General features: G+C 61.8%; 9 protein-coding genes. All 9 read right to left on the bottom strand.

Annotated features, from left to right (window positions below):
* Nucleotides 1–32 precede the first annotated feature (32 nt).
* Nucleotides 33–1583: a cation:proton antiporter gene (locus tag AC0L2U_RS07380; RefSeq protein ID WP_127809373.1), complete on the bottom strand. Its 1551-nt coding sequence runs from the start codon at nt 1581–1583 to the stop codon at nt 33–35.
* A gap of 282 nt (nt 1584–1865) precedes the next feature.
* Nucleotides 1866–2930, bottom strand: a complete 1065-nt coding sequence (locus AC0L2U_RS07385; protein ID WP_023810097.1) for an ABC transporter ATP-binding protein — start codon at nt 2928–2930, stop codon at nt 1866–1868.
* Between the two features lie 16 nt (nt 2931–2946).
* Nucleotides 2947–3738 carry an ABC transporter permease gene (locus tag AC0L2U_RS07390; protein ID WP_027037623.1) on the bottom strand — a complete coding sequence of 264 codons (792 nt, stop codon included), beginning with the start codon at nt 3736–3738 and terminating at the stop codon, nt 2947–2949.
* Nucleotides 3735–4649, bottom strand: coding sequence for an ABC transporter permease (locus tag AC0L2U_RS07395; RefSeq protein ID WP_023810098.1), 915 nt, complete (start codon nt 4647–4649; stop codon nt 3735–3737). The genes AC0L2U_RS07390 and AC0L2U_RS07395 overlap by 4 nt, the downstream gene beginning before the upstream one ends.
* Before the next feature lie 63 nt (nt 4650–4712).
* A complete protein-coding gene (locus AC0L2U_RS07400) occupies nt 4713–5819 on the bottom strand; it encodes an ABC transporter substrate-binding protein (protein ID WP_127809372.1) in 1107 nt (368 codons plus the stop codon).
* 242 nt (nt 5820–6061) lie between these two features.
* Nucleotides 6062–7234 carry an iron-containing alcohol dehydrogenase gene (locus AC0L2U_RS07405; RefSeq protein WP_352581062.1) on the bottom strand — a complete coding sequence of 391 codons (1173 nt, stop codon included), beginning with the start codon at nt 7232–7234 and terminating at the stop codon, nt 6062–6064.
* A gap of 17 nt (nt 7235–7251) precedes the next feature.
* Nucleotides 7252–8640, bottom strand: a complete 1389-nt coding sequence (locus AC0L2U_RS07410) for an aldehyde dehydrogenase family protein (protein ID WP_473601675.1) — start codon at nt 8638–8640, stop codon at nt 7252–7254.
* A gap of 125 nt (nt 8641–8765) precedes the next feature.
* Nucleotides 8766–10136 carry a glutamine synthetase family protein gene (locus AC0L2U_RS07415; protein WP_473601676.1) on the bottom strand — a complete coding sequence of 457 codons (1371 nt, stop codon included), beginning with the start codon at nt 10134–10136 and terminating at the stop codon, nt 8766–8768.
* Nucleotides 10137–10222: 86 nt separating this feature from the next.
* Nucleotides 10223–11785 carry an amino acid permease gene (locus tag AC0L2U_RS07420; protein ID WP_127809367.1) on the bottom strand — a complete coding sequence of 521 codons (1563 nt, stop codon included), beginning with the start codon at nt 11783–11785 and terminating at the stop codon, nt 10223–10225.
* Nucleotide 11786 lies beyond the last annotated feature (1 nt).

The following is an 11786-nucleotide window of genomic DNA, read 5'->3' on the forward strand; positions in this document are numbered from 1 at the left end:
CTTCCGTGCGCCGGAAAACGGCGTGCGATGCCTTATGTATTCAGCGGCTGGAACCGGCCGGGTGGCGACGCCGCCAGTTCGGTCCAGTCGATCTCTTCCTCCAGGCGATGATAGGCTTCGTCGCCAATCGTCCCGTTGCGGCGCAATTCCTCCAGCGCGTCGCGCTGGCTCTTGATCGCATAAAGACGCAAGCGGTCATATTCGGTCGCCGCCTGGGCATCGTCGGGATTTTTGGCGATCTTGCGTTGAGCGGCATATTGCTCGCGCACCGCGGCCGCCGCGTCCGATGTCTTGCCGCTCAATATGTCGAGGGCGGCCTGCATGACCACAACACGCGCCTGCGCAACCTCGCGGTCGACGGTTTCGTCAGGGTCGAGGTTCAGCAGGCGCAGCAGCGGCTTCAAGCTCATGCCTTGCAGCACCAGCGTGCCGAGCACGACCGTGAAAGCAGCGAGCACGATCGGGTCGCGGGCCGGGAATTCAGCCGGCAGGGCGAATGCCGCCGCAAGCGTCACCAAACCTCGCATCCCGCACCAGCCGATCAGCACGCCGCCACGAAACGACGGAGCGTCACGCTGACGATCAGCCACGCCGAAACGGCCAAACCACCTGATGATCGCTCCGCACCCCAGCACCCAGATGAGGCGTGAGACGATGACGATGGCAAGCACTGTCCCGGCCAGGACGAACGCATCGGTCTGCCCCTGCCCGGCAAGCCTGCCGACGATCGTACGCGCCTGCAGGCCCATCAGCACGAAAGCCAGAACATTGAGCACGAAGACCGCCGTCTCCCAGACCGAATAGGAGCTGATGCGGTTTCTGGCCGGCATGCGGCGCGGTGCGGTGCGGGCGATCGTCATGGCATAGACGACTATGGTGATGATGGCCGATAGTCCGATCCTGTCAGCCAGGATCCAGACCCCGAATGTGCCGGCAAATTGCACCACAGTGCCGCTCGCCGGGTCCTCGATCCGGCCCAGCGTCATCAGAGACACCCGGCCAAGCAGGTAGCCGGCGGCAAGGCTGCCGAGCGTGGACAGCAGGATCATCGGAACGGCGCTGCTCAGCAGAATGGAACCTGCTGCCGCCGAAATCGCCATCCGGTAGATCAGCAAGGCGGTGGCGTCGTTGAGCAGGCTCTCGCCTTGCAGAATGGCAGTGATGCGGTGCGGCACCTTGAACTGGCCAAGCACGGCCGATGCCGCAACCGCATCGGGCGGCGCCACGATGGCGCCAAGCGCTATGGCCGCGGCGATCGGCAGGCCTGCCATCGCCCAGCCGGCAAGTGCGACCGTCGCTGTCGTGAACAGGACGGCACCAAGCGCCAGCAGCACAAGCGGCACCCTGTAGCGGTTGAGATCGCGCAGCGAGGTATCATAGGCGGCATCGAGCAGCACCGGCGCGATGAACAGGGCTAGCGCCAGTTCCGGATCGATCTCTATGGTCGGCACGCCAGGCACGAAGGCGATGGCCACCCCGGCCAGCGCCAGCAAAGAGGGATAGGGAACCTGTACGCGCCGCGACAGCGCCGTCAGCGCAACGGCGATCAACAGCAGAACGAGTGTCAGTTCGAAAAGCGCCATGGCCTGTTATAGCCGGGATGCGAGACGCTGGCAGTGGCAAAGCGGCTGGAAAATGTTGATTGGCCAGCAAGCTCGAGCCGATGGGAATATGCCCCGAATTGCCTTCCACCGATGCCCTGCCAAATCGACAAATGCGCCGACCGCACCGACATCGAAATCACCGATAGAGGGCTCGCTTAAACACGGACTTCCCTGCATTGCAGCCCATTGCCACGCGGACGGAAGCATCTCCCGTCTTCGCAGACCGGGATGCAGCCATTCATTTTGAGCAAGCGCATCAGCCTAGTGCAGCACCAGCATGTCGCTCGACGAGAACGAGATCTCGGCCTTTTCACCGACTGCGGGTGGCGGGGTTGCCGGGCTGTTGAAGGTGTCGAGCGAGACCGTGTTGCCACCGATGCCGACGCGAACCCGGATGACCGAGCCGAGAAAATGCACTTCGGAGATTTCTCCCGAAAGGCTGGAGTCACGGCCGGGCTGACGGCCCAGCGAAATCGCTTCCGGACGCAGCGCCAGCGACAGCGTGTCACCTGATTTGGAGCCGTTGAGCTTGCCCTTGAGCGAAACCTGTTCGGAATTGACCCGCACCGTGCCTGCAGCCGCATCGGTGACGGTGCCTTCCAGCACGTTCAGCGTGCCGACGAAATTGGCGACGAACTTGGTCGCCGGACGGTTGTAGATCTCGAACGGCGTGCCGACCTGCTCGGCTTTGCCGCCATACATGACGGCGATGCGGTCGGAGATCGACAGCGCCTCTTCCTGGTCGTGCGTGACAAAGATAGTGGTGATGCCGAGCTTCTTCTGGATCGAGCGGATTTCCTCGCGCAGCGACACGCGCACCTTGGCGTCGAGCGCCGACAGCGGCTCGTCGAGCAGCAGCAGCTTCGGCTTCGGCGCGATAGCGCGGGCCAATGCGATACGCTGCTGCTGGCCGCCCGAGAGCTGGTAGGGATAGCGATCCGCCATCTGCGGCAGCTTGATGATGCCGAGCATTTCGGCGACACGAGCATCGATGTCCGCCCTGGGCATGCCGGCGACCTTCAGGCCAAAGCCGATATTCTGCGCCACGGTCAGGTTCGGAAACAGCGCATAGGCCTGGAACACCATGCCGACATTGCGCTGGTTGGGTTTCAACCTCGTAATGTCCTTGCCGCCGACGACGATCGTGCCCGCGCTCGGCTCCTCGAAGCCCGCCACCATGCGCAGCACGGTGGTCTTGCCGCAGCCGGACGGGCCGAGGAAGGAGACGAATTCGCCGCGCTCGACGTCAAGATTGAAGTCCTCGACCACCGTTGTGGCGCCGAAGGATTTTCGAACGTGCTGGATGGAGAGGAATGGGTCGGCCATGGCGTGGTTCTCTCGATCAATTTGGGCGGTTCGCCGATTTCGGCGCGAAGCGGGACAGTATCTGGATCAGCGACATGCAGCCCCAGGTGATGGCGAAGGCGATGATGGCAAGTGCCGCCGGCTCATAGGCGCGGTTGGCGCCGATATTCTGCAGATAGGGGCCGAAGGCCGGCCGGTTGAGCAGGCTGGCCATGGTGAATTCGCCGATGACGATGGCGAAGGTGAGGAAGGCGCCCGAGAGCACCGCGATCAGCACGTTGGGCAGGATGACACGGGTGATGATCGTCCCCCAACCAGCACCAAGGATCTGTGCCGCCTCCGTCAGTGTGCGCACGTCGATGGTGCGAAGCCCGGTGTCGACGGCGCGATACATGTACGGCAGCGCCAGTGTTGCATAGCCGATGACCAGCAAGGCATTGGTGCCTGTATCGGTCGCCAGGAACGGCAGCGGCGAATTCGACCCGTACATTCTGATGTAGCCGAAGACGATGACGATGGCCGGAATGACCAGCGGCAGCAGGGTAATGAATTCGACGATCGGCCGCAATTGCGGCAGCCGAAGCCGAATCCAATAAGCGGCGGGCACCACGATCAGCACGCCGAGAATGATGGTGAAAACGGCGGCCAGTACCGAATAGCCGAAGGTGGCCTGGAAGCGGGCATCGCCCAACACGACCTTGTAGGCGTCGAAGGAGTACTCCCCGCGCCGCATGCGCATCGAGAACTCCACGGTCGCGATCAGCGGGATGAAAAAGTAGGCCGCGCCAAGAGCAAAGACGAGCCAGGCCCAGAACTTTCCCGACTTCATTTCAGCCACCTCTCGGAACGGGTCCGGAACCAGATGTAGAACACATTGGCAAGACCTGTGATGACGATCATGCCGAAGGCGATGGCATAACCGAGATGGGCATTGTGCAGCACATCTCCACGGATCTGTGCATAGAGCAAAATCGGCACGATGTTGAGCGACGAGCCGGTCAGCGCATAGGCGGTGGCGATGGCGCCGAAGGCGTTGGCGAACAACAGGATCACGGTGCCGAGGAAACTCGGCCAGATCACCGGAATGACCACCATGCGCCAGTACTGGGACATGGTCGCGCCCAGCGTCGCGGCAGCCTCGCCCCATTCCTTCTTCAGCCCGTCGATGGCCGGCACGATGATCACCACCATCAGCGGTATCTGGAAATAGACATAGGTCAGTGTCAGGCCCCAGAATGACAGGATGTTGAAGCCGTGCGCGTAGATGTTAAGGCCGAACACGGTGTTCAGGATCACCGTCGCAAGGCCGAGGCGGCCGAGCGTGGCGAGGAAGGCAAAGGCCAGCGGCACGCCGGCAAAATTGGAGGCCACGCCGGAAAAGGTCAGTGTCGCCGAACGTATCCAGTCCGGCAGGCCACCGCGCACGATGGCGATGGCAATCGCCAGGCCCGCAAATGCGCCAATCAGCGATGACGCAAGACTGATCTTGATCGAAATCCAGTAGGCGGCAACGATGGACGGTTGCGCCAGCGCTGCGATGTTCTCGAGCGTGAATTCGCCGGCATCGTTCTGGAATGCACCCAGCATCAGATAGAGCGTGGGCAGGATGAGGAACATGATGGCGAAGATGAAGAAAGGCGCGACACCAAGCCATTGTGTCGGCAGCCGCATGCTGCGTGCTTCGGCGGGAGGCGCAGTCTTCCCGGTAACAGCGTGGTCGGACAATGAGATATCGGTCATGCGCCGGCTACCGTCTTCGAGAGAAGGACCGGGCGGCCGCGAAGCCGCCCGGCATGGTGTGAGTTACTTCACGTTGGCGCCGACGACGGCATCCCAGTTCTTGGTGATGGCTTCCTTGGACTTGCCCTGCTCCTCGAGTGTCGGGAACACGGCGGACGCATAGGCTTCGGCCGGCGGCAGCTTGGCCAGGATGTCAGCCGGGATCTTGCCGTTCTTGGCGAGATCGTTGAAGCGGATCGGGTGGCAATAGCCTTTCAGCCAGCCGATCTGGCCTTCGTCCGAGTAGAGGTATTCGAGCCAGAGCTTGGCTGCATTCGGATGCGGCGCGTAGGCGCTGATCGCCTGCACGTAGACACCGGCGACAACACCGGTCTTCGGCACGACGACGTCGACGGGCGGATTGCCCTTCAGCGTGTCTCGGCCTGCGAGCGCGTTGTAGTCCCAGGTGACGAGGATCGGGGTCTGGCCCTGGGCGAGCGTCGCGGCCTTTCCGATGACCGGCACGAAATTGCCGGCGGCATTGAGCTTCTTGAAGAAGTCGAGGCCAGCGGTACCGGCAGCTTCACCAGCGGCGGCGCCTGACGACAGGCCGGCGGCATAAACCGCCTGGATCGCCTGGTTCGAGGCACGCGGATCACCGGCAAGGGCCACCGAGTTGGCGAATTCCGGCTTCAGCAGGTCGGCCCAGTCGGCCGGAGCTTCCTTGACGAGATCCTTGTTCACCTGGAAGGAAAGCACGCCGTAATAGTCGCCGGTCCAGAAACCTTCGGCATCCTTGGCGCTGTCGGGGATCGAGTCCCAGGTCGACACCTTGTAGGGCTGGATCAGGCCATCAGCCTTGGCGGTCGGGCCGAAGGACAGGCCGACGTCGATGACGTCGGGCGCCTGCGGGCCCTTGTTGTCCTTGTTGGCCTTGATCGCCTCGATCTCGTCGCCGGAACCGGCATCGGGATTGAGTTCGTTGACGGTGATTTCCGGATACTTCGCCTTGAAGCCTGCAATGACGTCGCCGTAGCCGCACCAGTCATGCGGCAACGCGATGGTGGTGAGCTGGCCTTCCGCCTTGGCGGCCTTGACGAGATCGTCCAGCGAATCCGCGGACGAAATCACCGTCGACGCGAAAAGCGCCGCGGCCGAAAGGGAAAGCACTTTCCCCGTGAATTTGAACATGTGTTCTCTCCGTTGAACTGACGCCGTTGGACGCCTGCGATGCGGTATCGTTTTCATGTGACAGCCAGATGAAAGCTTTGTGAAAGCGGCTGCTCGCAGTGCGAAAAAGTAAACTCTTTTTAACCTGATGTAGCAATCGCTCCGCGATTCTTTTTCCGGCTAACTAGTTTTTGCCTTGCCCGTCATCCTCCCCCTTGTTTTCATAGCCCCTTTTCAGATCACTTTGCGGCGCGGAAAACGCCTCAGACCGTGCCGGCGATGGCGTTTTCGAGCAAGGTCAGCGCCGCCTTCTTGGTCAGCTTGACCGGGTTGCCGCCGGCAGTCGGATCGACCACCGCCATATCGGCGATCAGCGTCTTACGTTTCTTGTCCATATCGAGCCCCTTGATAAGGCCGGGCAGTGCATGCGGCACCTTCAGTTCCTTGCGAAGCTTGATGATGGCTTTGGCGAAGCCGTCAAAGCCGCCCTTGATGCCGCAATAGGCGGCGAGCCGGCCGATACGCTCCTCGATGGAGTCCCGGTTGAAGGCCAGAACATAGGGCATGAACACCGCGTTGGTCATGCCGTGATGGGTGTCGTAGAGCGCGCCGACCGGGTGCGACAGCGAATGGATGGCGCCGAGCCCTTTCTGGAAGGCGGTGGCGCCCATGGCGGCGGCGCTCATCATATGGGCGCGCGCAACGAGATCCCCGCCGTTGGCATAGGCCTTCGGCAGGTTCTCGAAGACCAACCTCACACCTTCGACGGCGATGCCGTCGGCCATCGGATGGTAGCCGGGCGCGCAATAGGCTTCGAGGCAGTGCGCGAGCGCATCCATGCCGGTGCCGGCGGTGATGAAGCCGGGCATGCCGACCGACAGTTCCGGATCGGCGATGACGATTGCCGGTAGAAGTTTCGGATGGAAGATGACCTTCTTGGTGTGCGTGGCCTCATTGGTGATGACGCCGGCGCGGCCGACTTCCGATCCGGTGCCTGCGGTGGTCGGCACGGCGATGATCGGCGCGATCGCATCCGAATTGGCGCGCGTCCACCAGTCGTCGACATCCTCGAAATCCCACACCGGCCGCGTCTGCCCGGCCTGGAAGGCGATCAGCTTGCCGAGATCGAGCGCCGAGCCGCCGCCGAAGGCGATGACGCCGTCATGCTTGCCCTTCTTGAACACGGCGATGCCGGCGGTCAGGTTGGATTCGACCGGGTTCGGCCTGACCTCGGAGAAAACGCCGTAAGGGACCTTCGCATCGTCGAGGATCTCTAGGGTCGAGGCGACGACCGGGAGTTTCGCCAGGCCAGGATCGGTGACGAACAACGGCCGCTTGATGCCGGTGGCCGCCAGCACCTCAGGCAATTCCTTGATGCGGCCGGCGCCGAAGCGGACGGTGGTGGGGTAGTTCCATTTGGAGATCAGCTTGGACATTTTTGTCTTTCAATAAATCAGATGGCTTCGCGCAGATGGAATGATTTCGGCCTGGTGAGATTGTCATAGCCGATGGCCGACAAGCCCGCGCCCTTGCCGGTGTCCTTGACGCCGGTCCAGACCAGTGCCGGATCGAGGTAGTCGCAGCGGTTCATGAACACCGTGCCGGTCTCGACCCGGTTGCCGATCGCGACGGCATGCTCGGTATCGCGGGTCCAGATCGAAGCCGTCAGCCCGTAAGGACTGTCGTTCATCAGCGCGATCGCCTCTTCGTCGTTACGCACCTTCATGATGCCGACGATCGGTCCAAAGCTCTCTTCGCGCATGACGCTCATCTGATGGTCAACATTGGTAAGCACTTCCGGCGCCAGATAGGGCGAACCGGCCTTGTCGTTAGCCACCTTCATGTCGATGTGCGCCACCGCGCCCTTGCGCAGCGCCTCGGCCTTCTGTTCACGTATCAGGTCGGCGAAGCGCGCCTGCGCCATCGGCCCCATCGTCGTCGCCTGTTCGAGCGGATTGCCGACGACATAGTTCTTGGTCTCGGCGATGAAGCCTTCGACGAATTCGTCATAGACCTTCTCGTGCACATAGACGCGTTCGATGCCGCAGCAGCACTGGCCGGAATTGTAGAAGGCGCCGTCGACCAGATTGGCGACGGCATGATCCATCTTGGCGTCAGGCAGCACATAGGCCGGGTCCTTGCCGCCGAGTTCGAGGCCGAGCGTCATGAAGGTGCCGGCCGCAGCCTTTTCGATGGCGCGGCCGCCACCGACCGAACCGGTGAAATTGACATGGTCGATCTTGCCCGAGCCGAGCAGTTTTTCGGTCTGGGCGTGATTCAGCACGACATTCTGGAACACGCCCTTGGGCAGACCCACTCCGTCGAAAGCCTGTTGGAAGCGCTCGCCGACCAGCAGCGTCTGCGCCGCATGCTTGAGGATCACGGTGTTGCCGGCCATCAGCGCCGGCACGATGGTGTTGACGGCGGTGAGGTAAGGATAATTCCACGGCGCGATCACCATGACCACGCCGAGCGGGTCCTTCTTCACATAGCGGCGGAAGCCGTCCTTCGGGTTGGAGGCAGGCACCGACTTGAGCGCCTGCTCGGCGATCTCGACCATATAGGTGGTGCGTTCCCTGACGCCGCCGAACTCGCCGCCGTAGCGTACGGGCCGCCCCATCTGCCAGGCGATCTCCGGCACGATCTCGTCTGATATCGCGACCAGCGCTTCCAGCATGGCGAGCATATACTTGCCGCGCTCGACGATTGGCGTCAGCCCCCACTTCTCCTGAGCCGCCTTGGCACGCTCGACCGCGGCATTGATCGCCTGGTCGGTCGCGATCGGCCGCTCGGCATAGATCGAGCCGTCGATGGGGGATATCAGTTTGACCGTCTCGGTCATTTTGTAAGTCCTCGTATTCTATAACAAAATCGTATGGCCTGGCGCTGCCCCTCATCTGCCTGCCGGCACCCTCTCCCCCACTGGGAGAGGGTAAGAGTGAAGGGGCGCCGACGAACCGTCGATACCTAGTACCGCTCGAACCCTCTGTGCAGTTCCCAATCCGTGATGCGGCGGTCGTATTCGAGCTGCTCCCACTTTGCGGTGTGGACATAGTGTTCGAGCACATCCTCGCCGAGCGCCTGCTTGAGCATCTTCGACTTCGCAAGCGTCTCGGTGGCATCGCGCAGCGTCTTCGGAATCTCCGGCAGGCGCGATGCCTGATAGGCATCGCCGACGAACGGCTTCTGCAATTCCAGCTTCTCGTCGATGCCGGCAAGGCCGGCGGCGATCAGCGCTGCGAACGCAAGATACGGGTTCAGATCGGCGCCGCCGATGCGGCATTCCATGCGGATGCCCTTGGTGCCCTCGCCGCACAGGCGGAAGCCGGCGGTACGATTGTCCTCGCTCCACATGATCTTGGTCGGCGCGAAGGTGCCGGCCTGGAAGCGCTTGTAGGAGTTGATGTAGGGCGCCAGGAACCAGGTGAATTCCTTGGCGTATTTGAGCTGGCCGGCGGCCCATTGCTGGCCAAGCGTTGACAGCGTCCAGTCGGCCGCCTTATCGAAGAACAGCGGCGTCTTGCCATCGGCGCTCCACAGCGAATTGTGGATGTGGCTGGAATTGCCGGCGAGCCCGTAATTGTATTTGGACATGAACGAAATCGCCTTGCCCTCGGACTCCGCGATTTCCTTGGCGCCGTTCTTCAGGATGACGTGACGGTCGGCCATGTCGAGCGCCTCGGCATAGCGCACATTGATCTCTTCCTGGCCCGGACCCCACTCGCCCTTGGAGTTCTCGATCGGGATGCCGGCCGCCTCCATCTCGTTGCGAAGCCGGCGCATGACGCCTTCTTCCTTGGTGGTGATGCCGATCTGGTAGTCGCCGATATAGGGTGAAGCGGTATCGAGACCTTGCCAGTGCTTCTTGCGGGCGGAATCGTATGTCTCGTTGAACAGATAGAATTCGAGCTCGGAAGCGAAATAGCCGATATAGCCGCGCTCGCTCAGCCGCTTGACCTGCTTCTTCAAGATGGCGCGCGGTGAATGCGGCAGGTCGTCATGCGTGTGGTGGTCGAGCACGTCGCAGATCACGAGAGCGGTCTTTTCCAGCCAGGGAATGCGCCGCAGCGTGGCCAGATCCGGCTTCATGACGAAATCGCCATAGCCCTTCGACCAGCTCGCCGCCTTGTAGCCGGGCACCGGCTCCATATCGATGTCTGCGGCCAGCAGATAATTGCAGCCATGCGTTTCGTCATGCGCGGAATCGACGAAGTACTGCGCCAGGAAGCGTTTTCCCGCTAGCCGTCCCTGCATGTCGACGATGCAGGCCAGCACGGTGTCGATCTCACCGCTGGAGACCGCTTTCTTCAACTGATCGAACGAGAAATTTCCGGCCATTCCTTTGGCACTCCAGCGCTTGTCGATTGAAAGGGAAAACGCAACCATGGCCGGCGCGAGGCCGGCCATGGCCATATTGGGCGATATCAGGCGCCAGCTTCGCCGATAGCCACCTCGGCTGCCTTGATCGCGGCCTGGCGCTTGGCAATCTGGTCACCGATCGGCGGACCCTGGAAGCGACGGTTCTCGAAACCGAACCAAAGCAGGGCGGTCAGCACGATGAAGCCTATGGTGATGTAAAGCACCTTGTCGTTCGGCGGCTGGATGGCGATGTAGAAGATGATGACCATGCCGACGATCGATAGCGCGCAGAACAGCTTGAACAGCCCAGCGCCGAGATTCCACGGGCCTGGAGTCGGCCATTTCGCCGTTCCGAAAGCCAGCATGCCGAGCACGATCGGGATGATGAACGACAGGAACAGGAACACCAGCGTCGAATTGACGACGATGGTGTAGATGTTGGTGCCGCCGATCGAAATGAACTGGGCAAGGAACACATACAGGATTTCGAGGATCGCGGCCGTCCAGATCGCATTGACCGGCGTGCGCCAGGTCGGGTTGACCTTGGCGAGCGAAGCCGAACCGATCGGCATGCCGCCGTCGCGAGAGAAGGCAAACAGCATGCGCGAGGCCGACGTCACTGTGGCGAGGCCGCAGAGGAATTGCGAGATCAGGATGGCGAGATAGAGCAGCTCCTTGAGCCACACGGGCAGGATCGCGTCCATGGTCGAGAAGAACACGCTCCAGCCCTGCTTGGCGCCGGCCGCCAGGTCTGGGATGGCCAGAACGATCGCACACAGCATCACCCAGCCGATCAGCGACGACCAGAGCACGGACGAAACGATCGCGCGCGGAACCGAGTGTGCCGCCTTGAGGGTCTCTTCGGAGGTATGTGCCGACGCGTCATAGCCGGTGATGGTGTACACCGGCAGCAGCAGGCAGAGCAGGAACAGGTAGCTCATGGAGTCGGTTTGCGGAAAAACACCGCCGCCCGCATCGCCTGAATAGTTGGTGAACGTCCACAGCCGGCTGATGTCGATTGCCGGTGCGAACACCAGGCAGGCCACGATCAGCACTGCTGTTGCGCCTAGAATAAGAAAGCCCGAAGCATCGGTGAGCATTGCCGTCAGTTTGATGCCGAAATGGTTGAACAGCGCCTGCAGCACGGTGATGAAGGCGACGAACCCGACGATTTCGCCCGGCGTGCCAGTGATGCCAAACCAGCTGCCGAACGTTCCGACAAAGAAGAACGCAGTGCCGATATTGATCGCGCCGAGCACGGTGATCAGGCCGAACAGGTTGAGCCAGGCGGTGAGCCAGCCGGTGAAACGGTTGCCGAGGATCGACGCCCAATGATAAAGGCCACCGGCGGTCGGGAATGCCGAGGCGATCTGCGCCATGGCGAGCGCAAAAAATCCGGAAACGGCGCAGCCGACGATCCAGCCGATGCCGGCGCCCGCGCCGCCGATCGACGACGTCGCCTGCGCGAATGAATTGATGCCACCCGACAGGATGCAGATGATCGAAAATGAGATGGCGAAATTCGAGAAGCGGCTCATGCTTCGCGACAGTTCCTGGGCATAACCCATTCCGTGGAGGACCTTCAGATCCTCCTTCTTGTCGACATCCGAATAGTCTTGCGCTGACATT

This window comes from Mesorhizobium sp. WSM4808 (genome assembly GCF_055811675.1).